The sequence below is a fragment of the Streptomyces sp. CC224B genome, from assembly GCF_030010595.1.
In the GTDB taxonomy this organism is placed as follows: Bacteria; Actinomycetota; Actinomycetes; order Streptomycetales; family Streptomycetaceae; genus Streptomyces; species Streptomyces longispororuber.
This window is the reverse complement of record NZ_JASCXL010000056.1, coordinates 22,086-49,014: the sequence shown is the minus strand read 5'-3', so window position 1 is coordinate 49,014 and position 26,929 is coordinate 22,086. Positions and strand designations below refer to the sequence as shown.

22 protein-coding genes are annotated in these 26,929 nt (G+C 73.9%); 2 read left to right on the top strand and 20 right to left on the bottom strand.

From position 1 onward, the window contains the following. Positions 1-254: 254 nt before the first annotated feature. Entirely contained in the window at positions 255-2,219 is a 1,965-nt protein-coding gene (locus QK440_RS22425) for an AAA family ATPase (protein ID WP_282794960.1), read from the top strand. Positions 2,220-5,752: 3,533 nt separating this feature from the next. Here the strand turns inward: QK440_RS22425 and QK440_RS22420 are convergent. The 9 genes from QK440_RS22420 to QK440_RS22380 all read right to left on the bottom strand — a co-directional run bounded on the left by QK440_RS22420 (position 5,753) and on the right by QK440_RS22380 (position 13,257). Beyond that, positions 5,753-6,469: an indole-3-glycerol-phosphate synthase gene (locus QK440_RS22420; RefSeq protein ID WP_282794959.1), complete on the bottom strand. Its 717-nt coding sequence runs from the start codon at positions 6,467-6,469 to the stop codon at positions 5,753-5,755. Beyond that, the gene (locus QK440_RS22415; RefSeq protein ID WP_282794975.1) at positions 6,469-7,173 is read right to left on the bottom strand and encodes an N-(5'-phosphoribosyl)anthranilate isomerase; all 705 of its coding nucleotides are present in this window, start codon (positions 7,171-7,173) and stop codon (positions 6,469-6,471) included. Before QK440_RS22415 ends, QK440_RS22420 begins: the two co-directional genes overlap by 1 nt. Positions 7,174-7,175: 2 nt before the next feature. Next, a complete protein-coding gene (locus tag QK440_RS22410) occupies positions 7,176-8,309 on the bottom strand; it encodes an acyl-CoA dehydrogenase family protein (protein ID WP_282794958.1) in 1,134 nt (377 codons plus the stop codon). Positions 8,310-8,319: 10 nt separating this feature from the next. Next, on the bottom strand, positions 8,320-8,694 hold the full coding sequence (locus QK440_RS22405) for an ectoine synthase (RefSeq protein WP_282794957.1): 375 nt from the start codon (positions 8,692-8,694) through the stop codon (positions 8,320-8,322). 13 nt (positions 8,695-8,707) lie between these two features. Continuing rightward, positions 8,708-9,523: a tryptophan synthase subunit alpha gene (gene trpA, locus QK440_RS22400; RefSeq protein WP_282794956.1), complete on the bottom strand. Its 816-nt coding sequence runs from the start codon at positions 9,521-9,523 to the stop codon at positions 8,708-8,710. Next, complete coding sequence (locus QK440_RS22395) at positions 9,516-10,565, bottom strand: hypothetical protein (protein ID WP_282794955.1); 1,050 nt, start codon at positions 10,563-10,565, stop codon at positions 9,516-9,518. Before QK440_RS22395 ends, trpA begins: the two co-directional genes overlap by 8 nt. A gap of 3 nt (positions 10,566-10,568) precedes the next feature. Continuing rightward, positions 10,569-10,823, bottom strand: a complete 255-nt coding sequence (locus QK440_RS22390) for a phosphopantetheine-binding protein (protein WP_282794954.1) — start codon at positions 10,821-10,823, stop codon at positions 10,569-10,571. Next, positions 10,820-12,340 (bottom strand): AMP-binding protein, encoded by a 1,521-nt coding sequence (locus QK440_RS22385; RefSeq protein ID WP_282794953.1) that lies wholly within the window; start codon positions 12,338-12,340, stop codon positions 10,820-10,822. Before QK440_RS22385 ends, QK440_RS22390 begins: the two co-directional genes overlap by 4 nt. 83 nt (positions 12,341-12,423) lie before the next feature. Then, on the bottom strand, positions 12,424-13,257 hold the full coding sequence (locus QK440_RS22380) for an NmrA family transcriptional regulator (protein WP_282794952.1): 834 nt from the start codon (positions 13,255-13,257) through the stop codon (positions 12,424-12,426). Between the two features lie 92 nt (positions 13,258-13,349). Here QK440_RS22380 and QK440_RS22375 point away from each other — a divergent pair, with 92 nt between their 5' ends. Beyond that, complete coding sequence (locus tag QK440_RS22375; RefSeq protein ID WP_282794951.1) at positions 13,350-14,291, top strand: AraC family transcriptional regulator; 942 nt, start codon at positions 13,350-13,352, stop codon at positions 14,289-14,291. Positions 14,292-14,314: 23 nt separating this feature from the next. Here the strand turns inward: QK440_RS22375 and QK440_RS22370 are convergent, their stop codons facing one another. From QK440_RS22370 to QK440_RS41435, 11 genes are all read right to left on the bottom strand, one after another. Beyond that, on the bottom strand, positions 14,315-14,593 hold the full coding sequence (locus QK440_RS22370) for a DUF3253 domain-containing protein (protein WP_282794950.1): 279 nt from the start codon (positions 14,591-14,593) through the stop codon (positions 14,315-14,317). Positions 14,594-14,629: 36 nt separating this feature from the next. Continuing rightward, entirely contained in the window at positions 14,630-15,967 is a 1,338-nt protein-coding gene (locus tag QK440_RS22365) for a YncE family protein (RefSeq protein WP_282794949.1), read from the bottom strand. A 33-nt stretch (positions 15,968-16,000) separates the two neighbouring features. Continuing rightward, entirely contained in the window at positions 16,001-17,233 is a 1,233-nt protein-coding gene (locus QK440_RS22360; protein WP_282794948.1) for a gluconolaconase, read from the bottom strand. Positions 17,234-17,758: 525 nt separating this feature from the next. Further along, positions 17,759-18,133 (bottom strand): nuclear transport factor 2 family protein, encoded by a 375-nt coding sequence (locus tag QK440_RS22355; protein WP_282794947.1) that lies wholly within the window; start codon positions 18,131-18,133, stop codon positions 17,759-17,761. Between the two features lie 699 nt (positions 18,134-18,832). Further along, complete coding sequence (locus QK440_RS22350) at positions 18,833-19,513, bottom strand: response regulator transcription factor (RefSeq protein WP_282794946.1); 681 nt, start codon at positions 19,511-19,513, stop codon at positions 18,833-18,835. After that, positions 19,501-20,757, bottom strand: coding sequence for a sensor domain-containing protein (locus QK440_RS22345; protein ID WP_282794974.1), 1,257 nt, complete (start codon positions 20,755-20,757; stop codon positions 19,501-19,503). The genes QK440_RS22350 and QK440_RS22345 overlap by 13 nt, the downstream gene beginning before the upstream one ends. 299 nt (positions 20,758-21,056) lie before the next feature. Continuing rightward, a complete protein-coding gene (locus QK440_RS22340) occupies positions 21,057-21,824 on the bottom strand; it encodes a sigma-70 family RNA polymerase sigma factor (protein ID WP_282794945.1) in 768 nt (255 codons plus the stop codon). A gap of 395 nt (positions 21,825-22,219) precedes the next feature. Next, positions 22,220-23,230 carry a hypothetical protein gene (locus tag QK440_RS41440; RefSeq protein ID WP_349239309.1) on the bottom strand — a complete coding sequence of 337 codons (1,011 nt, stop codon included), beginning with the start codon at positions 23,228-23,230 and terminating at the stop codon, positions 22,220-22,222. 294 nt (positions 23,231-23,524) lie between these two features. After that, complete coding sequence (locus QK440_RS22330) at positions 23,525-24,022, bottom strand: copper chaperone PCu(A)C (RefSeq protein ID WP_282794944.1); 498 nt, start codon at positions 24,020-24,022, stop codon at positions 23,525-23,527. Beyond that, complete coding sequence (locus tag QK440_RS22325) at positions 24,019-26,343, bottom strand: cation-translocating P-type ATPase (RefSeq protein ID WP_282794943.1); 2,325 nt, start codon at positions 26,341-26,343, stop codon at positions 24,019-24,021. The genes QK440_RS22330 and QK440_RS22325 overlap by 4 nt, the downstream gene beginning before the upstream one ends. Then, positions 26,343-26,522 carry a hypothetical protein gene (locus tag QK440_RS41435; RefSeq protein ID WP_349239310.1) on the bottom strand — a complete coding sequence of 60 codons (180 nt, stop codon included), beginning with the start codon at positions 26,520-26,522 and terminating at the stop codon, positions 26,343-26,345. Before QK440_RS41435 ends, QK440_RS22325 begins: the two co-directional genes overlap by 1 nt. Positions 26,523-26,929: the final 407 nt, after the last annotated feature.

Below are 26,929 nucleotides of genomic sequence, written 5' to 3'. Positions count from 1 at the left end.
GGTCATCGTGAAACGCTCTTGGCCGGACCGTACGAAGGCCGGTGCAAGCGCTTCGCAAGCCCCCGGGCCGCGGCCGGCCCGGCGGGGCGTGCCGACCCGCCCGGTGCGCGGGCCTCCGGGCCCGGTGGTGTCCCCGGCCCCGGCGGACCACGGCGGTACCAGCACGGTCCCCCGGACCAGGGACCCGCTCCGGCACTCCGCTGGTACCGCCGCGCCGGACCCTGTCTCCCACACGCACTACCAGGGGGATTTTCATGGACGTCGAGATCGAGATACTGGGGCCGATGGCCGTGCGGTGCGGGGGCGCCGTGCAGCACCTCCAGAGCGCACAGGCCCGGGTGGCGTTCGCACGCCTTGTGCTCGCCGGTCCCGAGGGGGTGACGCGGGACGAGCTGGCCGACGTCATCTGGCCGGGGGACCTCCCGCCCACCTGGGCGTCGGCTCTGCGCACGCTGGTCAGCCGGCTGCGGGCGTTCGTGGGGCCGCTGCGGGAGGAGCCGACGAATCCGCTGGTCAAACTGGGTGGGCGTTATGTGCTCACGCTGGGCGACGGCGTGCGGATCGACGTGCAGGACGCGCCCCGTGCGGTGGCCGCGGCCCAAGAGGCGCTCGACGCCGGTGACGTGGTCGCCGCCGCCCGGCTCGCCACCCGGGCCGCGGACCGGCTGCGGTTCCCGTTCCTGTCCGAGTACGAGGGCGACTGGGTCGCCGAGCAGCGCCGGCGCCTGGCCGAGTACCTGGTCACCGCCCTGGAGATCGCCGGCCGGGCGGCGCTTGAGGCCGGGGACCGCGGGCGGGCCGCCCTCCTCGCCGAGGAGGCGGCGGCCCGGGCTCCCGAGCGCGAGAGCGTCCACCGCTGCCTGATGGCGGTGCGCGGCGCCATGGGTAACCGGGGCGAGGCTCTGCGGGTGTACCAGCGGCTGCGCCGGTACCTCGCCGAGCACCTGGGCGTGGACCCGTCGCCCGAGACCGAGGCCGCCTACCTGGCGCTGCTCGGCCCGTCGTCGGCGTCATCCGCGCCTGGCGGTGGCGCCGCCGTCCGGCACCGGCCGGTGCCGTTCGTGGGACGCCGGCGCGAGCGGGCGACGCTGGCCTGCGCCTGGGACCGGGCCGTACGCGGCCGCCGGCAGTTCGTGCTGATCACGGGCGAGTCGGGGATCGGCAAGACGCGCCTGCTGCGGGAGGCCGGGGCGGCGATGGCCGCCGGGGGCGGCCTGCTGCTGGTCGGCCGGTGCGACGAGGGCTCGACCGTCCCGTACCAGCCCCTGGTGGAGGCGCTGGACAGTTTCGTCGCCGCCTCGCCCGACGACCCGCTCGACGCCGTCGGTCCCGCCGCCCGGGACGCGCTGCGGCTGCTGCTCCCCTCGCTCGGGGGGCCGTGCCCGCCCGGTGAACTGCCCGAGCAGCCCGCCCTGTTCGCGGCGCTGACGGAGCTGCTGCTCGCGGCGGCGAGTGAGCCCTGTGCCGTCCTGATCGACGACGCCCACTGGGCCGACCCGCAGACCGTGGCGCTGCTTCGGCACCTGATGCGCGCCACCGCCGACACCCGGCTGTGCCTCGTCGCCGCGGCGAGGGACGACCTGCCGACGCCCGCCCGGCGGGCCGGCCTGGACGAGGCGATGCTCCCGTTCGAGCACGCCGGTGACGCGACCGAGGTGGCCCTCGGCGGCCTCGACCTCGCCGCCACCCGGGCACTCGTACACAAGCTGGCAGGCGGTGCCGGTGCCGACGCCCCGGCCGCCGACCCGGTCCGCCGGGTGTACGCCCGCAGTGGCGGAAACCCGTTCATGCTCCTGGAGCTGCTGCGGCACCGGGCCGGTTCCGGCGCGGTACCGCCCGCCGTCACCCGGCTGGTGGCCGCCAAGCAGGCCGCCGTCGGCCAGGACGCCACCCGGCTGCTCCAGGTCGCGGCGGTCACCGGCTCGTCCGTCGGCTTCGACACGATGGCGGGCGCCGCCGGTCTGGACGTGCTGGCGGCCCTCGACGCGCTGGAGGCGCTGTTGCGGGCCGGGATCCTCGCCGAGGTCACCGCCGCGGTCTCCCAGCACCCCGACCGGCCCGCGAACTACGAGTTCCGCCACGACGTCGTCCGCCAGGCGGTCGACGAGCAGCTCAGCGATGCCCGGCGCCGCCACGTCACGTCCTGGCAGCGGGCGGCGCCCGGACGCGGCCGTGACACCGGCCCGCGGCTCTCCCGCGCCGGGGCCGAGCGACTCTGACGGAGCGGAGCCCATGCCGGCGCCGGTAGCCGGCGCCGGCAGCCACCAGCCGCTACCGGACAGGAAGGGGCCGGGGCGCCGATGCCTCCACGGCACGACACGAGCGGGTCGTTCCGTTCCGATCCGCTCTGTGTCATCCCAAGGCGCCCCGGCCCGCGGTCGTTCGTCCACTGGCCGAACCCGCCGCGGCGCGCACGAGGACGGCGTCCTCGACCACCTCGGCGGGCTGCTGCGACGCCTGGTCCGCCCGGCCGAGGGGCAAGGCGCCCAGCCCTCCGCGTGCGCACACGGCTCCCCGGCCGATGACGAACCAACACCCCTGACGCGTCACTAGGTTGACCGTCGCTCCGCGCCGCCGGGCCGGCGAGCGGAGCATCACCCGGCACACATGCCTCATGGCCCGCCCCCTCACCAGGAAAGCCGCCCGAACGGGCGCGCAGGCCGATCCAGGACCAAACGCGATTCGCAGGACCAAACGCTCAGTTGAGCCGACAGCGCGTACAGTTGGCCTGAACCGGCACGACTGTGCTGCTGCTGGGGGGACCGGTTCAGCCAGGCATGCGGCCGGTTCGACCTGGCATTTGGCATAAGAGGGGGAGAGCCTCACATGGCTCTAGTGCCTTTGGTTCCACGTCAGCGCCTTATAGGGGACATACTCAACGCACGGCACTCGGTCCTCATCGAGGCGGGCGGAGGTTTCGGCAAGACCGTTCTGATCGGCCAGGTCCGCGCCCGCGCCGGTGACGGCCTCGAGGTGCGCCTGCCGCGCGGCCACCCGGTCACCGCCGACGAGTTGGCGTCCGCCGTCCTGGACGCGGCCGAGCGGCGCACCGGCCGGCCGCGCACCCCGGTCACCGGCGCCACCGCGCGCGCCGCCGAGCTGTTGAGCACGTCAACGGGGCCAGGACTCCTGGTGGTTGACAACGCCGAGGCGCTCACCGACGAGGCGGCGGCCTGGCTGGCCGACCTGGCACAGGACGGCATGCCGTCCGCGCGCATCCTGGTCAGCAGCCGCCTGCTGCCCGCACCGCTCGCGGCCATGGAGTTCCGGGGCACCGCCGAGCGCTTCAACACCCAGGACCTGCGCCTCACCCAGGAGGAAGCCACGGCCCTGGCCCGGATCGAGATCGGCGACGAGGACGGCAGGCGGCTCGCCACCACCCTGCACGACCTGTCAGGGGGCTGGGTGGCGCTGCTGATCGTGATCCTGCGCCGCCTCGCCCGGGAGTCCGACCGCATGACGGCCGCCATGGGGCTGCTCCGGCACCCCGGCCTGATCCGCCAGCTCATGGACCACTACGCCGCCGACCTCGACCCGGCAGACCGCTACCTGCTCACGCAGGTCGCCGCATTCCCGCTGGTCAACGACAGCCTCGTCGAGGGCCTCGGCGAACCGGGGCTGCTGCGGCGCCTCATCTGCGCGGGCATCCCGTTCGCCGTCGGCGCCGACGGCTGGGCGCGGCTGTGCGCCGAGTCCAAGGAGCTGCTCGCCGCGCTCGCACCACTCGACCCGGCCATCGTCCAGAAGGCCGCCCCGCTGCTGGTGGCCCAGGGCGCCGAGCTGGCCGCGGCCGGCCTGCTGGTCGACAGCGGCGAGGCCGAGCAGGCGGCCACGCTCATCGCCGAGCTGCCCACCTCGCGCGTCAACCAGCTCTGCCCGACCGAGTTCATCCACCTGATGGTCCGCCTCGGACCCGCAGCCGAGGCCGCGCCCCAAGTGCTGCTGCACCTGGCCCGCACCCACCGCAACCTCGGCCAGCTCGCCGAGGAGCGCGAGGTCATCGGCCGCGCCCTGCGCGTCGTACGCGAACGGAACACCGAGCACGACCTCGCCATCGAGGTCGAGAGCGAATGGCTGGTCCAGCGGGCGCGGCTGCGCGACCCCGACGTGCTCGCCGAAGTGGAGCGGCTGCTCGACGCGACGGCCGAAGGCACCCGCGCCCAGGCCGGCCTGCTCGAAGCCCTGGGCGCGGCCCTGGCCGACCGGCCCGACGAGTCGAGCCTGCGCCGGGCCGAGAACGCCCTGCGCCAGGCCGCCATCACCTGGGGGGAGCTGGGCGAGCCCGCCCGCGTCGCCGCGGTCCAGCGCTCCCTCGCCACCCAGGTCCTGTCCGCCCTGGGCAAGACCGGCGAGGGCGCGGTGCTGCTGCGCCGGCTCGGCGCCACCAGCGACACGCAGCTCGACCGCATGCTGTGCCTGGTCATGGAGGCCCGGCTGCTCGCGCTCAGCGGCGAGGCCGAGCGGTCGCTCGCCATCCTCGACGACGCCATGCGGCTCGCCGAACTGCTGCGCATCGACTGGGTGACGGGCCACGCCGCCTGGACCCGGCTGATCGTGGCGGCCAACGACCACGACATGTCCGGGGTGCTCGAACACCTGGCCCGGGCCGAGGCCCACCTCGGCCAGATGATCCACGAGGGCGGCGGCTTGCGGTTCCTGTGCGAGGCCGCCGACGCCTGCGCCGCGGTCGGGGCCGACGCGCCCTCGGCCCGGCTGCTCGCCGCCGCCCGCGAGCACCGCATCGAGGCCCCGGGGTCCGTGGCGCTGACCGAGGCGTTCATCGGCGCACGCCGGGGCGAGCCCGAGGCCGCCGACGTCCTGGAACGCATGCTGGAGAACGGCGAGATAGCGCCCTGCCTGCGCTGGAAGGCCGACCTGCTGACGGGTTACGTCCACCACGCCGCAGGCCGCACCGACGTCGCCGACCAGCGCCTGCTGGTCGCCCTGGACCGGGCGGCCGGACTGGGCCACCCCGATCTGCTCGACCGCCGTGAGCGTCACGTGGTCGGCGTACTGCGGTCGGCGGTCCGGTTGCCCCCGTCGGTCGTGACCGACGCCTCCGGCGCCGGCGGCTGCTACGAGGTGCGGGTCCTGGGCGGGTTCGAGGTCCGCCAGGGCCATGCCGTCCTGCACGGGACCGGCCGGGCCAGCCAATTGGTGAAGCACCTCGTGCTGGCCGGCGGGTCCGTGCGCGTCGAGACCGTGGTCGAGGCGCTGTGGCCGGGCGAGATGCAGGGCGTCGGCCAGCGCCGCCTGAAGAACGTCCTGGCCCGCACCCGTGCCACCTACGGCTCGCTCGTCATCCGCACGGGACAGATGCTGTCCCTGTCCTCGTGCAAGGTCGACCTGCACGTGTTCGAGGACCTGGCACGGGCCGTCACCGCCATGCAGGACGGCGAGCGGGTCTCCCGGGCGCGGGTCGCCCTTGCCGCCTGTACCGGGCCACTGCTGCCCGACGACCTCTACGACGACCGCATCACCCAGCGCCGTGAGGCCGTCCGCCGACGGGTGCTCAGCCTGCTCGACATCGTGCTGACGTCCGCTCTTGAGGCGGGTGACATGGACGATGCGATGGACCAGCTCGAACTGGCCATGGAGCTCGACCCGTACGACCAGGAGCGGCCGCTGCGGGTCTCCCGTGCCCTGGTCGCGGTGCGGCGGTATGTGGAGGCCAACGACCTGGCCACCCGGGTGAGCGCCGCCGCCGACGAGCTGGGCGTTCCCCTCGCCGATGACTGGGACGAGCTGCCGCTCAGCCCGATCGGCGTGGCGCGGGCGCCGCGCGAAGCGTCTCGTCCAGCTCCGCGCACCACGACTCCAGGCGATCGTCGCGCAGCAGGCGGGTCCCCACCAGCAGTCCCGCGTACCCGGCGGTGAGCAGCCGGGCGGCCACCAGCGGGTCGTCGATGCCGCCGGCGCTGACGGGGCACGGCGATCCGCTGCGCCGTACGGCCGGCAGCAGTCGGCGGCTGCGGTCCAGGTCGGCGTCCCCGCGCTCGCGGGTGCGGATGTCCTTGTTGTTGACGGCCACCACGCACCCTTCGCACGACGGGAGGGCGTCGACCTCCGAGGGGTCGGCCACCTCGATGAACGGGGTGAGGCCGAGCGCGAGGGCGTGCTCGGCCAGCCGGGCCAGCGCGACCCGCGGCAGCAGGGCGGCCGTGAGCAGCACCGCGGACGCGCCGAGGTCACGGGCCGCGCGGATCTGGTCGGGGCCGGTGATGAAGTCCTTCTGCAGGACCGGCACTTCGGTGCGCGCGGCCACCTCGGCCAGCAGGCCGAGGTGGCCCCCGAACCAGCGGCCCGTGACGACCGACAGGCAGGGGGCGCCGACGGCCTCGTAGAGGGCCACGATCTCGGTCGGCGACCGGCCGCGGAACAGGTCCTCGCCCTCGGCCGAGCGGGGCTTCAGCTCCATGATCACGGGGCGGTGGGAGCCCAGCAGGGCGTCGATGAACGGTGGCGCCATCAGGCGACCTCCTCCGTGTCGGCGGCGGCACGCCAGTGCTGCCGGATGCTGCGGACACTGTCCGCGCGGAACGCTCCCGTCGCGTCCCGTGCCGCCGTGTCCACGTCGACCCCGGTGAAGCGGGGGTGGGCGGCCACCTTCTCGTAGCGCGAGCGGTTGGCCGCCGAGATGCCCCCGGCGACGAGGAACGGCTGCCCGGTCGCCTCGGCCAGGCCGAGCACCACGTCGGGGTCGAGGGACCGGCCGGTGCTGCCGACGCGCCCCTCGGCGCTCGTGGCGTCGAACAGGAACACGTCGGTCCCCGCCCGCTCGTACGAGGGCAGCAGGAGGCGCTCGACGCAGGCGTCGCCGGTGACGTGGAGGACCTTGACCACGGTGGCGTCCGGCCTTTCCCGCTTGAGCGCCGCCACCACGCCCGGGGGCTGGTAGCCGTGCAGTTGCAGCCACCGCACGTCGGCGGTGCGGGCGGCGTCGAGGATGGCGGCCGGGTCCCGCAGGAACGTGACCAGCATCGGCTCCGCCACCGGCCGTGCCGCGTCCGCCCCGGCGGTGCGGCAGGCCCCCGCCAGGGCGGCGAAGCGGTCGAGAGGCAGGTCGGCGGGGCCGCCCGGGACCCCGTGCCACAGGCCGATCAGGTCCACGCCCGCGGCGTCGAGCAGGGCGACGTCGTCGCGGCTGGTGGCGCCGCACACCTTGAGCAGCATGGTCACAGCCCCAGGAGTGAGGAGATCCGGTTGTACTGGATCTCCGTCGTGCCCGAGTAGAGGGTGCTGCCCACGGCGTTGGCCAGGTCGCGGTCGAGGCCGTACTCCGACATGTAGCCGTTGCCGCCGAAGACCTGGATGGCCGCGAGCCCCGAGGCCACGTTCGCCTCACTGGTCAGCAGCTTGCCGATGGCCACGTCCATGGTGACGTCCTGGCCGGCGACGAGGCGCTCGGCGGTGTCGTAGAGCCACCGGCGCGCCGTCTCGAGCCGGATGCGCATGTCGACCAGCTTGTGGGAGACCGCCTGGTACGAGCCGATCGGCCTGCCGAACTGCGTACGGGTGCGGGCGTACGCACGGCACCGTTCGAAGCGGTGCTGCATCTCCCCCACGTTGATGATGAAGGAGCAGAGGATCTCCCACTTCATGACGTGCTCAAGGAGCAGATACCCCCGCCCGACGCCGCCGACGGCCCGGTCGGCAGGCACCCGGCAGTCGTCGAAGTACAGCTCGCTCATCGGGGAGGAGTGCAGCCCCATCTTCCTGAGGGGCCGGCCCGTGGAGAAGCCGGGGGTGTCCGTGTCGACCAGGAGGGCGGTGATGCCGAGCGGCCCGCCCTCGGGCCGGGTGCGGGCGTAGACGACGACCACGTCGGCCACGGGGCCGTTGGTCACGAAGCTCTTGCTGCCGTTGAGCACGAAGTGGTCGCCGTCCCGGACCGCTGTCGTCCGCATGCTCAGGGCGTCCGAGCCCGTGTCGGGCTCGCTGATGGCGTGGGCGCCGATGAGCTCGCCCGAGCACAACCGGGGCAGGTACCGGTCCTTCTGCTGGTCGGTCCCGAAGTGCTCAAGCGGTACACCCGTACTGCACAGGGTGGTGGCGACGGAGAAGCTCAGCCCTCCGTCGCGGCACCCCTCGCCCAGCGCCTCGAGCACGAACATGGTGGTGAGCAGGTCGAGGCCCGCCCCGCCCCGGGCGGGGTCGAACGGCAGGCCGAGTACCCCCGACGAGCGGATCAGCTTCCACGCGTCCCACGGGAACCCGGTCCCTGCCCCGTCCTCAGGGGCGGCGAGATCGCGGCACCACCGCTCCATGCCCTCGCGCAGGGCGAGTTGGTCGTCGTTCCAGGTGCGCATGGCCGCGTCCTCAGTAGGCGGAGGTGCCGGCGGCGTCGAGGCTGTGTCGCTCGTCGCCCCTGAGGGCGGGCGAGAACACGCACACGAGGCGCAGGTCGGCGTCCGGGTCGGCGACGAGGTAGTGGGCGTCGTGCTCGTCGAGCGCGTAGAGCGTGCCCGGGGTGATGCGATGCGAGGTGCCGTCGAGGGCGACGACCTCGCCGGTCCCCTCGATGCAGTAGCAGGCCTCCAGGTGGTGGCGGTACTCGAGCAGTGACTTCGTACCGGCCCGCACCGTGGTGTCGGTGACGGAGTAGCCGAGGCCGTCGGACTCCAGCAGGAAGCGGCGGCTGAGTCCGTTGCCCCAGTCGACGGTGGTCACGTTGTCCAGCTCACGCACGATCATGGGAGGGCTCCTCTCAGAGGTGGGCAACCGGTCGCGGGGACCGGCGACGGTGGTGGGGTCGAAGCTCGGTGACGAGGGAGGCGAGGCCGGCGACGACGTCGCCGCCCCTGGCCGACGACGCCTCGGCACGGGCGACGACAGCGCTGCCGACGACAGCGGCGTCGGCACCGGCCGCGTGCACCCGGGCGACGTCGGCCGCCGTACGCACCCCGAAGCCGGCGGCGATCGGCGCGTCGGTCAGGGCCCGCAGGGCGTCGACGGGGGCGCGGAGCGCCGCGGGGTCCGGGGGAGGGCCGGTGCCGCTGGGACCGTAGTGCGTCACCAGGTACACATAGGCCGAGGCGTGGACCCCCGCCTCGGCCACGACGTCGGGGGACGAGGTGGCGTAGCACGTGGTGACGACGGGCAGCCCGGCGGCGCCGGCCCGGTCGTAGAACTCCGGGCGGGCCCGGGGCGGTGCCCCGTGCAGCAGCGCCCCGGCCGCCCCTGACGCGGCGATGGCCGTGACGACCCGCGCCGTCGAACGGGGGCGGACCGTGTGCGCCCAGTCGGCGAGGACGACCACGCGCAGGTGGCGGTGCCGGCCGCGGGCGCGCTCGACGAAGGCGAGGGCGTCTTCGAGCTCGGTACCGGCCGCGAGCGCCCGGTCGGCGGAGCGGCGGATCACCGGCCCGTCACTGATCGAGTCGGGGAACGGCACACCCAGCTCCAGGACGTCGACCTCGTGGTCGTCCAGCATGTCGGCGACGTCGTCGAGCACGTCGAACGGCGGGTCTCCGGCGTTGAGGAACACGGCGAGACCTGGCGGGCGCGGAAACATGTCAGCCATGGGCCACCGCCTCGCCCACCGGCGGTGCGAGTGCCGGCGCACCGGCTCGCACGGTGTTGACGAGGTCGCGTACCGTGCCGTCGCGCATCGCCGCCGTCGCCGCGGCCATGGCGGGACGCCACCGCGTCTCCTGTCCGGCCGCGATCGTCAGGGCGGCGGCGTTGAGGGCGACGGTCTCGGTGGCCACCTCGCTCAGCCGCCCGGACACCGCGTCGAGGAAGTGGTCGACTACCCGCGTGGGTTCGGGGACCCGTTCCAGGTCCGCGAGGGTGCCCGCGGCCGTGTTCAGGACGCGGCGGCCGAGGTGGAGGGCGGGCCTGCCGGTGCCGCGGTGCACGGCGTTGTTGGCGAAGCTGATCAGTTCGTCGACTCCGATGTCGTTGGTGCACAGCCAGACCTCGCGGTCGTCGACCGTCTCCGCCAGTCGGCGGGCCAGTGGCAGGAGCCGGCGGCTCGACAGGCCGGTGAGCTGGCGTGTGCCGGGCAGCGCGGGCAGGAAGGGGCCCAGCGTGTTGAGCAGTCGGCCGTAGGGCCGCATGGGCAGCGGCAGGATGCGCCGGGCCAGCACGGTCAGTTCGACGGGGTACACGAAGTATCCGGCGAAGGCGATGCCGTGGCGGGCCAGCGACGCGGCCGTCTCGTCGTACGTCTTGGTGAGCGGGATGCCGAGGCGGTCGAGCAGGTCGATGGAGCCGTATGTGCTGGAGTAGGCCCGCGACCCGGTCTTGATGACCCGCGTCCCGAGGGCGGCGGCGACGAACGCGGCGGCGGTGGAGACGTTGAACGTCGATGCGCCGCCGCCCGTGCCGACCACGTTGACCGCGCCGGGAAAGGCGCGGACGGGCCCGGTCCGGCGTACGTGCAGCGACCGCACCAGGCAGGTAAGTGTCTCGGGGGCGACCGTGTCCTGGCAGAGGGCCGCCATGAGCTGCGCCGGTTCACCGGGTTCCAGCGTGTCGGCGCTCAGTTCGTCCCAGAACGATGACCATGTCGCGGTGTCGGCCGGACGGCCGGCCAGCAGGGCGGCGTACGCGTCGTGCATGGGTCAGCTCGCCTCGGCCGGGACCGACGCCCGCGCCACGAAGGCGTCGATGGCGTCGACGGTGCGGAAGTTGTCCGGGTCGAGGGCCGCGTCGTCGACGGTGACGGCGAACTCGGTCTCGATCCAGGCGATGAGCTTGAGCAGTCCGAGGCTGTCGACCACACCGTTGGTGAGCAGGTCGTAGTCGGTGGCGAGCTCCGTCGCCTGGACGTCGGGCATGAACTCCTGGATCAGGAAGTTCTTGATGGAAGCCGTCATCGCTGCTGTTCCTTTCGTTCGGAGGTCTCCTCGGAACGAGGGGACCTCAGGGCCCGGCTGAGGAGCCGGCGGTCGACCTTGCCGGTGGACGTGCGCGGCAAGGGGGTCTCGGACAGGCGGAAGATCGAGGGGATGGCCGCCGTGGGCAGGTGCTGTGCGCAGTGCCGGCGCAGGCCCAGCGTGGTGACGCTCGCGCCCGGCGCCCGGCGCAGGACCGCGTGCAGCAGGCGGCCCGCGACGAGGTCGGGCACGGCGAGGACCGTGGCCTCGGCGACCTCGGCGTGGTCGAGCAGCACCTGCTCCACCGCGGCGGTGTTGACCCGCGTGCCGCGCACCTTGACGTGGAAGTCGCTGCGTCCTTCGAGGTGCAGGACTCCGGCGTGGTCGCGGCGTACGCGGTCACCGGTGCGGTAGAAGCGGGCCGCGGTGCCCGGCGGGCGGCCCGCGGGGGCGGCCACGAACGGGCCGGGCACCGTCGGGTCGGCGCCGAGGTAGCCCGCGGACTGGAACGGCGTGGCGACGACCAGCTCGCCCTGCCCCGGGCCCGTGACGACGGCGCCGTCCTCGTCGAGGACGACCGCCTCGACGCCGGGCAGCGGTGTGCCGAGCGGGACGCCGTCGGTCGGCAGCGCGTCGCGGTCCACCTCGTGCAGGAAGCTGTCGTTGGTCTCGGTGCAGCCGTAGACGTTGTAGAAGCGGCTGCCGGGGAACACCGCGGGCAGTCGGGCCAGGCACCGGGCGGGCATGTGATCGCCGGTGAACAGGGTGTGGCGGACCGACGTGAGCTGCCGGGCCAAGGTGCCCGCGGCCTCGACCAGCAACTGGTGGGCCATGGGCACGGCCTGCACGACGGTGACGGCGTTGTCGTCGATGGCGTCGAGCAGGTGGCGGCCGTTGGTGGCGGCGTCCGGGTCGACGAGGACGACCTGGCCGCCGTGGTGGAGCGTGGCCCACACGTCGAGGAAGCAGAGGTCGAAGTTGAGCGGGGCATAGCTGAGCACCGAGGCCCCGGGGCCGAGGTCGAAGCGCGCGGCGGCCCAGTCGGCGAAGCGCTCGACGGCTCCCGCGGTCAGCGGCACCAGTTTGGGAAGGCCCGTCGACCCCGACGTCGTGAGCACGAAGGCGACGTCGTCGGGGCCGACGGGTGTGGCGGGGGTGACCGCGGGGGCGACCCGGGCGGGGCCGGTGTCATCGGCACCGATGACGTGGCGGCACCCGGCCCGGGCCAGGAGGCGTCGCAGGGTGGTGGCGGGCAGTGTGGCGGAGGGGAGCACCACCGGCAGGCCCGCCCGCAGGCACGCCAGCACCAGTGCGATGGTGCGGGGTGTCTTCGTGGCGGGCACGCCGATCGGTTCGCCGCCCCCTGTGTCGAGGCGGGCCAGGCGCAGTGAGGCGTCGGCCACGAGGCCGGCCAGTTCGCCGTAGGAGATGTGCCGGTCCCTCGTGACGAGGGCCGTCGCGTCGGGGCGGGTGTCGGCCTGCCGGGCGAATGACGTCCAGAGCTGGGTGAGTTCCACACCAGCACCGTGCGGGTGCCCCCGCAACGCCACCGCAAGGCCCGCCCCGCGTCACCGGCGGATGGCAGCCCCGGAGCCGCTGGTCAGGCGGCGTTCCACACGCCGGTGGGGGCGATCTCGGCGACCCAGTCGGCGAAGTCGCGGGGCTTGCGGTTCAGGGCGCGTTCGACGCCGTCGGCCAGCGAGCTGTTGCGGCCGTCGAAGAACTCGGAGATGAGCGTGGCCAGGGGGTCCGCGAACGCGCGCGGTGCGCCGTCGGCCACGATGGCGTCGGCGAACTCGTCACGGGTGATGGGCTGGTAGCGGAGTTCGCGGCCGGTGGCCCGGGCGATCTCGGCGACGCCCTCGGCGAAGGTCCACAGCCGGGGGCCCGTCAACTCGTAGTGCTCGCCCACGTGATGGTTCTCGGTGAGGGCCGCCACCACGACGTCGGCGATGTCGTCGGCGTCCACGAACGGGTCGGCGTTGTCGCCCGCGGGCAGGGCGAGGACGCCCTGGCGCAGCGGTTCGAGGAACACGCCTTCGTCGAAGTTCTGGTTGAACGAGGCCGGGGCGACGATGGTCCATTCGACCGGGAGGCCCGTCACGGCCTGCTCGCACCGGATGGCCTCGTCCTGGTTGCGGGCCGACAGCAGGACCAGGCGCTCCACGCCCGCGTCGACCGCGAGGCGGGCCACGGTGCCGATGGCGTCGCCGGCGCCAGGCCACTCGACCTCGGGGTAGTACATCAGGTAGGCCGACTTGACGCCGGCAACGGCGCGGGACCACGTCGTGGGGTCCTCCCAGTCGAACGGGGGCTCGCCGGTGCGGGAGCCGACCCGCACGTTCACGCCCCGCTCGGTCAGCCTCTTGGTCACCCGGCGGCCGACGCGGCCGGTTCCGCCGAGAACTAACGTCGTGTGCTTGTTCGTTGTCATACCAGCAGTCTGTGCGCCTCGATCTGGATGTTCCATGGCCGAGATGCCGGAACGCATGTCCGGTCGTCTGCCGGTGCGCCTACTCTGGGTGGGTGGACGCACTCTCAGCGCTGCTGGAGGGGCCGCGGGCCAGCGGTGCCTTCCTCCTGCGCATCGTGATGGAGCCCCCCTGGTCGATCCGGGTCCAGGACCGGTCGCCGCTGTGCCTGGCCGTGATGCTCAGCGGCGAGGCGCGCATCGAGCCCGACCACGGCGAGCCGGTGCGGCTGGGCCCCGGCGACGTCGCCATCGTCCGCGGACCGGACCCCTATGTGATGAGCGACGACCCGGCGACCGAGCCGCAGGTCATCGTGCACCCCGGCCAGCAGTGCGTGACGCCCGGCGGCGTCGAGCTGCGGGAGCGGATGTCGCTGGGGGTGCGCACCTGGGGCAGCAATCCCGACGGTCCGGTGCAGATCCTGCTGGGCGTGTACGAGGAGGTCGGCGCCGTCGGCCAGCGCCTGCTCGACGTGCTGCCGCCGCTGCTGGTCGTGTCCGACGACTCGTGGGACTCGACGCTGATCCCGGTCCTTGCCCGCGAGGTCACCAAGCAGGGCCCGGCCCAGGGCGTCGTGCTCGACCGGCTGCTCGACCTGCTGCTCATCGCGGTGCTGCGGGTGTGGTTCGACCGGCCCGGGACCGAGGCCCCGGCCTGGTACCGGGCCCACGCGCACCCCGTGGCCGGCGAGGCGCTGCGCCTGTTCCACGAGGACCCGGCCCAGCACTGGACGCTGGACCGGGTCGCCGCGCAGGTCGGCGTGTCCCGCGCGACGCTGGCGGAGTGCTTCCGCAACGCCGTCGGCACGCCGCCGATGACCTACCTGACCGAGTGGCGCCTCGCCCTGGCCGCCGACCTGCTGCGCCAGTCCGACTCCACGCTGAACGCCGTCGCCCGGCAGGTCGGTTACGGCAGCGGGTTCGCCCTGAGCTCGGCGTTCAAGCGGGTGTACGGCATCAGCCCGCAGGAACATCGCAGCGCCGCGCCGGCGCAGTGACCGTCGCCGCGTCAGCAGGGCCCCTACGAAGGGTTCGCGCGGCGGATGCGGATGGGGCCTCGGGTTTCCGGTTCGGTGACGGGGTGGCCGGACTGGGTTACTTCGACCTTGCCGGCTGCTGCCAGGTGCCAGGCTGCCTGGCGGGTTGGTTCCATCAAGGCTCGCCAGCCTTCGTCGTCGCCTTCGTAGGCCTCGCGCGCGGCCTCCGACGGGCAGATCGACGCGGTGGGCGCGCGTCGTTCCAGCAGGTTCATGATGACCTGCTCCAGCTGGTACGTGAGGTGCGGGTCCGGCTGTGCCACGTTCCCAGTGTGGCACCGTTCGCCCGGGGTGGCGGCTTATGCCCGCGTCGTGATCTCGAGCAGCTCTGGGCTCCGGAGGACCTGCAGGGAGAAGCGCCAGAGCTGGCCCTCCCAGGTGCTGACGTAGAGCGCGGCGTCGGCGCTGTCCAGGGTGATGCCGAGGGGGGAGAAGGCGCCGCTGACGGTCTTGACCGCCACGCGTTCCCTGCCGGTGGTGAGGTCGATGGTGTACAGGGTGTCGACCCAGTGGTCTCCGGCGTAGATCGTGCCCGTGCCGTCCACGGCGATGCCGCCGCTGCGGAAGCCGGACGAGGGGGCCACCCGGCGCGTGTTGTCGGGCGGGTCGGCCTGGAGGTCGACCTCCCGCATGCTTCCTGTCTGGTCCCTGTTGCCGGTGTACGCCTTGCCCGTGCCGTCCAGGGCTACCGCGGTGGTGGACGTGCCCAGGTCGTCGGCGAGCTTCTTCGGTTCGGTCTTCGTCGTCCGCAGGTCGACCTGGTACAGCTTTCCGTTCAGGGTGGTGACGTACGCCTTCGTGCCCGTCTCGTCCAGCCTGACGCCGCAGGCCTGGGTGATCGCGGCGACCTTCTCGGTGTGGCCGTTGGACAGGTCCACCCGGAGCAGGCGGCCGCCCGCGCTGTCGGTGATGTAGGCCTTGCCGTCCCCGTCCAGCGCCACACCGCCGGGCGTGCCCAGCTTGCCGTCGGGGCCGCCGCTCGTCATGAACTGGCGCTTGGTGTGGGTGCTGAGGTCCACCCCGTACAGCGTGCCGCTGTCCATGACGACGTACGCCTTGTCGTGCGCCGGGTCCACCGCGACGTCCACCGCGTGCCCTGACATTCCGGTGGCGACCAGGACGGCGCCTCCGGTCCGGTCGTGCGTCCCTTTCAGTTTCCTTCGGACTTCTTCGCTGATGCCCGGCTGGTCTTCGTCCTTGATGTGTGATGCTTGCTTGTAACTGTCGTCCGCGGTTGCGGATTTCATCGTTGATGCTGCCATGTCCGAGGTCGTCCCGGGGTTCTCGCTGGCTTTGCGCTGGTTGTCGGCGGCCGTCTGGAAGTTCTTGAAGTGCGAGCCCAGGAACCCTTGCATCACGTCCAGCGCCCCATGTGCCGTCTGGCGCGGATGCCACGCGTCGCGGCCGCTCTCCAGTTTGTGCACATACGCCGAGACGTCTCCCGATACGCTCTCCTCGTCTTCGTCCCAGTCGCCGCTCCCGGCACCTGGGGTGTCTTCTCTGATGTCCTCGGTTGATTTTTCGGCGTCGCCTGCACGGTCCTTTCCGCCGTTGAAGGCGTTGCCGAAGCCGGGCACGGTGGTCGCATCGCCTCGGTTGTCGCTGTTGCTGCCGCCGGGACTGTTGTCGTCGGGCATGGGCTTCTCCTCTTTCCTTGTGCCGGCGTCTGGTCAGCTCTTGTAGAACGGGGCCTCCTTGCCGGTGACGCCGTCATGGAGTTCGAGCTTCTCGAGCTCGAAGACCTCGGCTTCTCCGGCCAGGACGGACACGATCTCCGCTTCTCCTTTCTGGGTGAAGTACTGTTTGCCGTCCTTGATCAGTTCGAGGATGTCCACCGCTCGGGCGACGACTTGGTAGTACTTCTCGGGTTTCGTGTTTCCGTGCGGGTCGTGTGTCTGTGCCCGCTTGCGCGTTTCGGCGTTCTCCGCCCCCGCGATGCCGACGATGCTGTCGAACTCCACCGGCTCCTCGTAGTGGAGGGCGACGAGTCCGCCGAAGGTGATGGGGAGTTCGTAGTCGAACTTGCTCACCTTGCGCCGTTGCGTGGCCCTGACGACCGCCCGGCTGCCCACCGTCCCGCTGAGCGAGAACGAGCCCTTGAACTGGGTCGTGAACGAGCCGCTGACGGAGGCGCTGATCCCCAGCATCAACTGGGTCGACAACTCTCCGGTGCCCGTGGCGGTGGCCGAGGCCGTGGTCGTGCTGGTCGCTTGCGACTGGGTCTCCATGTCGACGCCCTGGTTGTCCTTGCTGTTCTTCAGGGTGGTCTTCTTGGACTCGTTCATCGCCATGCTCTGTTGCAGTTGCTGCTGCAGCGACGCGGTGGACTTCGCCCCGAACGTGAGCTGCACCTGCCCCTGGAGCGACCAACTGATCGTGTTCGAGACCGAGAACTCGAAGCCGGCGGTCCACGTGACCGGACGCGGGTCGGTCCGGTTGACGAACGTGTTCTCGTAGATCACGTCCGGAGGGGGCTGCTGGATGTCGCTCCGCTCCTCGATGAGCGGGACACCCATGTTCATATAGGTGGTCCACCCGCGCTCGTGCGCCGAGTCGCCTGCGGGAAAGGTGCCGTAGGTCACCTTGTTGATGGAGAAACCGACAGGGGCGATCCATCGGTCCGGATCGCCCTCTGCCTTCTTTTTCGCCTTTCCCTTCACCCTGTTCCATTTCGCCTCTACTGTGCTCCATTCCTGCGGCTTCTTCTCCATCCGGCTCATCTCTTCCCACTCTTTCCACTTTCTCAGGATGGAAGGGGGCTCGCCGGTGAGGATCTTGAGTTCCCTCTGGTTCTTCCGGGTCAGCGGGTGGCGCATGAACCTCGTGGGTTTGTACGTCTTCCCTACCGCGTGTTCACTGCCTTGGTCATCGGTGGCGGTTCCTGCCGCTGGAGAGTCGCCCACGGTTTTCAGACCTCCTTCTGTCGCAGAACTTAGGTGTGTCAATGCGCCGATGCGTCAATGCGCCGATGTGTCAATGCGTCGGTGAGTGGGAGGGGCTGCGCTTGTCGCGATGGCGGCCATGGCGCCCATGCCGTGCGTCGATGCGGTGGCTCTTGGCCTCGATCCGCCGCGCAAGGGCGGAAAACTTGTGTCGGCGCGCCGCGCTCGGTCCATGCCCCGTCTTGGCGCGGGGCTCTGCGATGTTCCGGACCGGTCCAGCCGACTGGTTGCCTCAGTGCTACCCGGGCGCGCGGAGCGACACGCGTCCAGCACCGTTGTGCCCAGGGGCGCGCGGACGTGAAAAGGCGTGCCAGCAGTACTCCAGTGCTTGTTCAGTTGTCCGGTTATGGGGTTGAGGGGTTCGGGATTCTGTTCTGGGGTGTGCTGAGCTGCCGTTCTCGTACGGGCATGACGGAGCCGCCCCCGCTGCCGGAGTGTCCGGTGGCAGGGGCGGCTCTCAGGTCTGCGGCGGGGGAGTCGGTGGTGTCAGATCGCCGGGCGGTAGAAGTAGGTGCGGCGGCTGATGATTCTGCCCTCGCGGACGGTGTACGTGTCCGAGAACTGTTCGTCGAGCGGAGCGCCGGTGCGGCTCGTGCCGGTGAACCGGCCCCAGCACGCGGCCGTCTCCAAGTCGCTCACCACATGGCGTACTTGGTGGCGGCCGGTGGCGATCACGCGCTCGACCCGGTAGAAGTGCTCGATCTCCGCCAGGCCCCGTAGCGGGTCGTAGCCCGGGCGGTCGTAGACGCAGTCCTCGGCGAAGACGAGGCCGAGGTCGTCCCAGCGTGCCGCGTCGATGATGGTGAAGAGCTCGGCCACCAGGTTCCCGGCTGACCGTATGACTGTGGTCGGTGAAGTCATGTCGCCCTCTCTGCACTGTGGTTCCGCGCACGCGCGGCGAGATGGAGTGGGGTGAGGTGAGGTGCGGTGTGGTGCGGGTGTGGTCAGAAGCGGCCCGGTGGGCGTTCGGTGGTCCCGTCCGGGCCGTCGGACGTGTACGTCGTCGCGCTACGACGAGCCGTACGGAACGGAGGAGAGGCGTGGGTCGCGCGCCGTGTGGGTCGTGCACGCCCTACAGGTCGTACGAGGTGTCCCGGGTGCCCGCCTGCCTCGACATGGCGCAGGCGTCGCCGGGGGCGAGGCCGTGCTGATCGAGGTCGCTTCCGTCCTGGCGCGGAGTGCGGTGCGGGCACAGGAGCCGGAGCGGGTGCCGGGCTTCGGGACGGCGGGCGCGGCTGGTGCCGGGCCGGTCGGGCGGTACAGCATGAGAACCATCGAGTACCCCCCCGGTACCCAGACACTTCACGACGCGGAAGGCCCGCGCGGAGTAGACATGTCCTCGGACCGCGTGCCCACGAGGACGCTAGCCGTTGAGCGGTGAAGCGATCAATCATCCACCTCTGGATGGCCGGAACGGGCGCCCGCGGCCGTGCTGCGGGGCTGTGGGTTCCCGCAGTTGGGCGTGGTGTGGGGCGTCCCGGGGGCGCGCTCGGGGCGTGGCTGGATCTGCTGCCGTGGCGCGTCGCCCCCCGCATTGAGGAGCGGGCAGGCCTTGCGGGGTCAGGGCGCGGGCGGCGGCGGTTCCTCCGTGGCGCTGTCGCGGAGGTGGGCCAGGACCGCCAGGACCCTGCGGTTGCCCTCGGCGGGGTCCAGGTCGAGCTTGGCGAAGATGTTGCTCGCGTGCTTGACCACCGAGGCCTCGGTGACCGCGAGGCGGTGGGCGACGGCCTGGTTGGTGAGGCCTTGAGCCATCAGGGCCAGGACCTCGTGCTCGCGGGGCGTGAGGCGGGCCAGGGGCCGGGTGCGGCGGGCCAGGAGGACGCGGACGACCTCGGGGTCGACGACCGTCTCGCCGGCGGCCACCCGGCGCAGGGCGTCGAGGAAGTCCGCCACCTCGCCCACCCGGTCCTTGAGGAGGTAGCCGAGGCCGGTCAGGCTCGTGCCGCCGCCGGAAAGCAGCTGGGTCGCGTACGCCGTGGCGACGTACTGGGAGAGGACCAGGACCGGCAAGTCCCGGTGCCGCGCGCGGAGTTCGAGAGCCGCCTTGAGTCCCTCGTCGCGGAAGCCGGGCGGCATGCGGACGTCGGTGACCACGATGTCCGGCGCCTCGGACTCCACGGCACGCTTCAGGGCGGGGGCGTCGCCCACCGCCGCGACCACCTCGTGGCCGCCGCGCGCGAGGAGCTCCGCGAGCCCGGCGCGCAGCAGTACGGCGTCCTCGGCGAGGACTACGCGGAGCACGGGACCTCCACTGTCAGTTCGGTCGGGCCGCCGACGGGGCTCGCGACCGTCAGCCGTCCGCTCAGGATCGCCAGGCGGTCGGCCAGGCCGGTCAGACCGGTACCGCGCGCCGGGTCGGCGCCGCCGCGGCCGTCGTCGGTGATCCTCAGCGTAAGGCGTCCGTTTTGGAGCCTGCCGGTCACCGTCACCCGGGCGGCACCGCTGTGCTTCGCTGAGTTGGCCAGGGCCTCGGTCACCGTGAAGTACGCGGTGGTCTCCACGGCGTCCGGCAGCCGGTGCGGCAGGTCGATGTCGACGGCGACGGGCACGGGGTGGCGCAGCGCGACCTCCGTGACGGCGGCCGCCAGGCCGTGGTCGGTGAGGACCTGCGGATGGATGCCGCGGACCAGGTCGCGCAGCTGCTCCAGCGCGCGCCGCGCCTCGCCGCGGCCGCGGGCGAGGAGCTGCGCCACCGCGGGGTTGCCGTCGCCGAGCTCCATCTCGGCGAAGCCCAGGGTCATGGTGAGCGCGACCAACTGCTGCTGCGCCCCGTCGTGCAGGTCGCGTTCGATGCGGCGCCGCTCGGCCTCGAAGGCGTCGGCCAGGCGGGCGCGGGAGCGGGTGAGCTCGCGGACGTGCCGGGTGAGCGGCTCGTCGCGGGGCGCCAGCAGGAAGTGCGCCGTCCGCACTTGTACGCCGGTCAGCAGGCCGGCCGCGTAGGCGGTCAGGGCGAGTACCAGGACGCCCACGGCGGTGAACGGCAGGGCCGCGAGGGGGTGGGGGACCGCCTCCCCAGGGATGATCATCACCGTGTCCGGGGCGAGTGCCCAGACCAGGACGGGCGACACGGTGAGCAGGCCCGCGAAGAGCAGGAGCAGCGCCACGCCGAGCCCCACCGCGGGGAACACCAGCGCGAGCAGCCACGCGTAGCCGAGCTCCCGCCACGTCGCCCGCTCCCCGCACCGGGTCCGCAGCCAGGCCCGGAGCCCGGCGTCCGGCACGGGTTGGTGCGGGTCCGGCAGCGGCTCCGGCTCGACGAGCCGCAGGCGGCGCCGCTCCAGGCGCCCGAGCGGGAGCCCGGCGAGCGCGGCCCCCGTCAGCAGGGCGAGGCCGACGCCGACGACGGACAGCACGAGCCCGCCGACGAGGAGCGCCGACAGCGCCAGGAGCACCGCGAAACCGAGCGGGACGCCGCCGCACAGGTACGCCCAGCAGCGCGGCGGCCACGAGGAGAACAGGAACCGGTGCGGCGGCGTGTGCCGCATCGCGGTCCATACGGCCACGGGGACGGGCGTGGGGGCGGGGGCCGGGCCGGTGTCCCTCTCGTCGCCGCCGCCCTGGACGTGCGGCTCGTGCGGCTCGTGCGGCCCGTCCGGCCCGCCCACTCTGTCCGGCGGGTGCCCCCGCATCGGTGCCGCCTCCCGCGGAATGTCGTACTCCATGATCCCGGCGAAGCCTAGCGGGGGGGCCGTCCGCACGGGCAGGGCGCCCGCCGCGCGCGACAGGGCGTCCCCGGGGGCGCCCGGGGGCGGCGCACTCCGGCGCCACCCCCGGGCGTACGCGCCTACGCCGCCGCCAGGGCCTCGATCAGCGTGGCCCGCGCGCGTGCCACGCGGGAGCGGACCGTGCCGACGGGGCAGCCGATGGCCGCGGCCGCCTCCGCGTACGGCTGTCGCAGGACCTGTGTGAGGACGAACGCCTGGCGTCGCTCCGCCGGGATCGCGGCGAGGAGATCGGCCAGCGCGATGCCGTCCTCGAACCCGGGCAGGCCGCGCGGCTGCGCCTGCTCCGCGGCGGTCTGCCAGTCGTCGCGGTCCGAGAGCCGCGGCCGGGCCGCGGCGTGGCGCAGGCTGTCCACGACCGTGCGGCGCGCGATGGACAGCAGCCAGGTCCGCGCCGACGACCGCCCCTCGAACCGGTGCAGGCTGCCGAGCGCCCGCAGGAACGTGTCCTGGGCCAGGTCGTCGGCGGCCTGCGGGTCGGCGCTCAGGTGCGCGACGTAGCGCAGTACGTCGCGGTGCAGCGCCCGTACGAACCGGTCGACGGCCTCGGGGTCCCCGTCGCGCGCGGCGAGCGCGAGCCGTGTGACGGGTTCGTCGGCGGTGTCGGTACGCCGGGTGCTCCGGGTGCTTCGGGTGCTTCGGGTGACGGGGGCGACGGAGGTGGTGGGGGCAGCGGGGGTGGCCCGGGTGGTGCGGGTGTCCGCGCGTGTGGGCGTCCGGGACGCGCCCGGGTCCGGTGCGGGCCGCGCGCCGTCCGGGTCCGCCGGTCGGCGGGGGTGGTGGCCGTGCGGGAGTTTTCGGGCAGGTGGAGTCGTCGGAGCAGGGGTCATCGCCTGATGTCCTTCGCGGAAGCCGGAGTTCGGTTCCGGCCGCGCCCGGAGCGCACGGTGCGCGCGGACGCCGCCGGTGACGGGTGACGTACGGCCCTGCGGGCCCCTGGCGGGGCGGCACGGGCCGCTGCCCGGTCGCGCGTACGACGAGGAGCGGCGCGGCGCGGGGTGCGCCGGGCCGGGCGGGCGGCGCGGGGCGCGCCGCCGGGCGTCGTCGTGGCGGGCCGGGAAACCGGCTGTCAGCCGACAGTGAGCACGTCAGTCATCGCGACGGTGGTGCGGTGAGGGCCGTTGGTGGTGGCAAGCCCTGGCAGCGGACTTGTCGGCACACCTGTTGGCGGTTCCGCCGGTGCCTCCGTCGGGGGGTCCCGGCGAGGGAACCGTTGGCGGTCCTGTCAGCCGACAGCGAGCCCGGGCGGCGGGCCCCGTCTGGTGAGGGCGTGGACGAGGAGCAGCCGCCGCAGCCGCCGCGCGCCGTGGTCGCGGCGCGGGCGCAGGCGCGGCCGGTGCGGGGGCAGGGGCAGGGACAGGGGCAGGACGAGACGCAGCGGCGCGGCGAGCCAGCCCGCCACGGCGCGGCCCATACGGAAGGCGGCGCGTTCGCCGTACGCGAGCCACAGGCCGCACAGCAGCGCGGCCAGCAGGTGCGCGGCGAGCATGCCGAGCGGCGACATGCCCCCCATGTCGTGCCCGGCGTGCAGGTCGCCCATGAGGTCCCCGCCGGAAGTGCCGTGCAGGTCGTGCAGGCCGCCCATGACGTGCCCGCCGTGCGTGCCGCCGTGCAGGCCCTGCGTCCCGTGTGCCGCGCCGGTCACGGCGTCGACAGCATCGACAGCCCCGGACATCGCGCCGGCCGGGGCGCCGTCGGGGAGGCCGCCCGCGACGCCGTCGACGGCGCCGCCGTGGCCCCCGCCGGAGGCCAGGTGCGCCGTAGTGACGTGCCCGCCGTGGCCCGAGGGCGCCGCATCGCGCAGGCCCAGCGGGGGCCCGGCGTGCCCGGCGGCCCCGTGCGGGCGGCCGGCGAGCCCGGCGTCGGTCACGACGCGGAGCGCGTCCGCCTCGGACATGTCCGCCACGCCGCCCGCCCCGCAGAGCAGATGGCGTGCCCACTGCCGGGCGAGAGAGGTGCCGCCCGCCGCCGGGGGCCGGGCCGCGGCCTGCGCGAACGAGAACCACGCGTGCAGGGCGCCCTGCACCACCACGGACGCGGAGGTGACCACCAGGACGCCGCGCTCGCGCCCGGCGAGGAACCAGGCCCCCGCGAACGTCACCGCGCCCGCGGACGGCAGCGCCCACCAGGGCAGCGGGGCCGCCGACATCAGGGCGTGGCCGGTGGCCGCGAGCAGCACGCAGGCGGCCGCGAACACCGCAGCCCGTACCGCGCGACAGCTTCGGCCCCCAGTCATGGCGGCCTCATCTTTGCATCCGCCCGCCGCCGCCGACGGAGGGGTCCGCCCTGTTCGGCCGCCGGTCCACCCCCGGGCCGCCGTGTGGCGCGGGTCACGCGCGGGCCCGGGAACCAACGCGGCCGCACGCCCGACTCCTGACCGGCCTGCACCGGCCTGCACCGGCCTGCACCGGCCTGCACCGGCCTGCACCGGCCTGCACCGGCCTGCACCGGCCTCCACCACCCCGTACGGGGCTCCAGCACCCCGTACGGGCCTCACGCGCAGATGACGTACGACCGCACGCGCGGAGGTTCAGCTCCCCGGGCGTACCACCGCCGCCGTCACCCGCACCTCCCCGCTGTGCCGGAACCGCAGGACGAACGGCATCGTGTCACCGAGGCACAGCGGCCGCCGGGGGCGCAGCATCACGTCGAGGCCGTCGGGCTCCATGGTGATCCGCCTGCCCGCGGGGACCGGCGCGGAGTCCACCATCCGCATCGACTCGACGTTCGCGCCCTTGTGCTCCACGGTCCGGCTGAGCATCACGTCGTCGGCCTCGGGGGAGCGGACGGACAGCAGGACGTCGGCGGAGTCGCCCGCGTTGGCGATCCGGAAGAACGCGGCGGTCTCCGCGACGCCGCCGTACGGCAGGAACACCCGCCCGTCCGTGACCGCGATCCGCGCGGGCCCGCCCGCGGCGCCGGTCGCCACCCAGGCGCTGAGCCCGCACAGGCTGACGGCGCAGGCCAGGACCGGGGCGAGTACGGCCGGCAGAACGCCGCGCAGCCGCGCGTACCGGGAACTCCTCATCGCCCGCCCCCTCCGCGCCGCGCCCGGGCGGCGCGGGGCACCGGCTCCCACGTCCGCAGGCGCAGGCTGTTCGCGACCACGAGCAGCGAGCTCGCGGACATGGCGACGGCCGCCGTCATCGGGCCGAGGCGGCCGACGGCGGCCAGCGGCACGGCGAGCGCGTTGTAACCGAAGGCCCAGACGAGGTTGGCGCGGATCGTGGCCAGGGTGCGCCGGGCCAGGCGGACGGCCACCGCGGCCGCGCCGATGTCGTCGCCCACCAGGGTCACGTCGGCCGCGCCGATGGCCGCGTCGGTGCCGCAGCCCAGGGCGATGCCCAGGTCGGCGCGGGCGAGGGCGGCCGCGTCGTTCACGCCGTCGCCGAGCACCGCGACCCGGCGGCCCTCCGCCCGCAGCCGGTCCACCAGTTCGGCCTTCCCCCGGGGCGTGCAGCCCGCATGCACCTCGGTGATGCCCAGCTCGGCGGCCACCGCGTGCGCGGTCGCCGCGCGGTCCCCGGTGGCGAGCACCGGCCGCACCCCCAGGCGCCGCAGCCGGTCCACGGCGCGGTAGCTGCCGGGCCGCAGCACGTCGCCGACCGCGAGGACCGCCTCGTCGGCGCCGTCCACCCGGACGACCACGGCGGTGCGCGCCTCCGCCTCCGCCTCGGCGAGGGCCGCCGCCAGCTCCCCGGGCAGCGCGTCACCGGGCCCGCACACCTCCACCCGGCGGCCCTCCACGACTCCCTCGACGCCCCGTCCCGTCACCGCCCGGAAGTCGCTCACCGGCGGCAACCGCCGCTCGGGCAGGCGCTGTCGGGCGTACGCCACCACGGCGCGCCCCAGGGGGTGCTCCGAGCCCTGCTCCACCGCCCCCGCGAGCCGCACCACGGCCTCCGGGCCGAGGCCGCCGCCCACAGCGGTGACCCGGGCGACGGCCATGGCCCCGGTGGTGAGCGTGCCGGTCTTGCCCAGGACCACGGTGTCGACGCGGCGCAGCGTCTCCAGCGCCCGTGGCCCGCTGACCAGCACGCCGAGCCGTGCGCCGCGCCCGGTGGCGGCGAGCAGCGCGGTGGGGGTGGCCAGGCCGAGCGCGCAGGGGCAGGCGACGACGAGCGTGGCCACGGCCGCGGTGACGGCGGCCTCCGGCTCGGCCCCGGCGCCCAGCCAGAACCCGAGCACGGTGACCGCCAGCGTCAGGACCACCGGCACGAACACGCCCGCCGCCGCGTCCGCGAGCCGCTGGGCCCGTGCCTTGCCGGTCTGGGCCTCCGTCACCATCCGCGTGATGCGCGCCAGTCGGGTCCCCGCGCCCACCGCCGTGGCCCGGACGACGAGCAGCCCGCTCGCGTTCACCGAGCCGCCGACGACGGCCTGCCCGGCACCGGCCGCCACCGGCTCGCTCTCCCCGGTGACCAGGGACACGTCGAGCGCCGACGCGCCCGACACCACCACGCCGTCCGTGGCGACGCGTTCGCCGGGCCGCACGGTGAACTCCTGGCCCACCCGCAGCTCCTCGACGGGCACCCGCCGCTCCGTGCCGTCCGGGCCGCGCACTGCCACGTCCTTGGCGGCGAGCGCGGCCAGGGACCGCACCGCCGCACCGGTGGCGCCGCGCGCCCGCGCCTCCAGGAACCGCCCGACGAGCACCGACAGCGGTACGCCGACCGCCGCCTCCAGGTACACGTGCGCGGCCCCGCCCCCGGCGGACGGCAGCACCTCGAACGGCATCCGCATGCCCGGCTCGCCCGCGCCGCCGAGGAACAGCGCGTACGCCGACCAGGAGAAGGAGGCCGCGACGCCCAGCGACACCAGCGTGTCCATGGTCGCCGCCCCGTGGCGCAGGCCGCGCAGCGCCCGCCGGTGGAAGGGCCACGCGCCCCACGCCGCCACCGGTGCCGCGAGCGCGAAGCACAGCCACTGCCAGTTGCGGAACTGCCAGCCGGGCACCATCGACAGGACCAGCACCGGCAGCGAGAGCAGCGCCGTGACCAGGAGCCGCGTGCGCTCGGCCCGCGCGCCGTCGGCCTCCGCCGCGTCCGGCTCGTGCCCGGCCGCCGCGTCCCGTACGGGACCGGTCACCGCGTCCCGTACGGGCTCGGCCGGAGCGGGCAGTTCCGCGGTGTACCCGGCCTGTACGACGGCCGCGACCAGCTCGTCGGCGGTGGTGTCCACGGGGTGCGTCACCCGGGCGCGCCCGGTGGCGAGGTTCACCGCCGCGCTCACCCCGGGCAGCCTGCCGAGCCGCTTCTCGACGCGGCCCACGCACGCCGCGCAGGTCATGCCGCCCACGACCAGGTCGGTGGTCGTCACCCCGGGCGGCGCGGCAGCCCCGGCGCCCATCAGCCGTGGCCCCCGTGACCGCCGCCGGAACCGCGACCGTTGCCGGAGCCGTCCCCGTCGCCGGTCCCGTCTCCGTCCGGCGCCGAGGACCGCATGCCGGGCGCCACCGGCCCCGCCGCGTCCCCGACTTCGTACGAGACGGCGAAGACGACGGCGAGCAGGACGAGGAAGCCGAGCAGCGCGGGCGGAGGCCGCCACCCGCGCGCCGCGGACGCCTCACCGCGGGCCTGGGACTGCTCGGCGTACGGGGACCGCTCGCCGGACGGACGCGACGGACGCGACGGACGCGACGGGCGTGACGGACGCGACGGGCGTGGCGGGCGTGGCGGACTCGGCATCAGTGCTCCCGGGGTTCGGACGACGGCGCGGGTAACGGGCAACCGGCGCCGGGCAGGTGGTCGGACGCCGGGAGGGAGGAGTTCCCGCGCGCGGTGCCGGGCACGAGGATGGGGACGGCTCCCGGGCGGGGGCGGAAGGGTTCCCGCACGCGGGGAGGGGAGCGGAGTCGTGAGAGGCGTGGCGCGGGGTGGGACGCGGGGGCGGCAGCGCCTTCGCGCGCGTCGTCACCCTCGTGTCGCAATTGGGC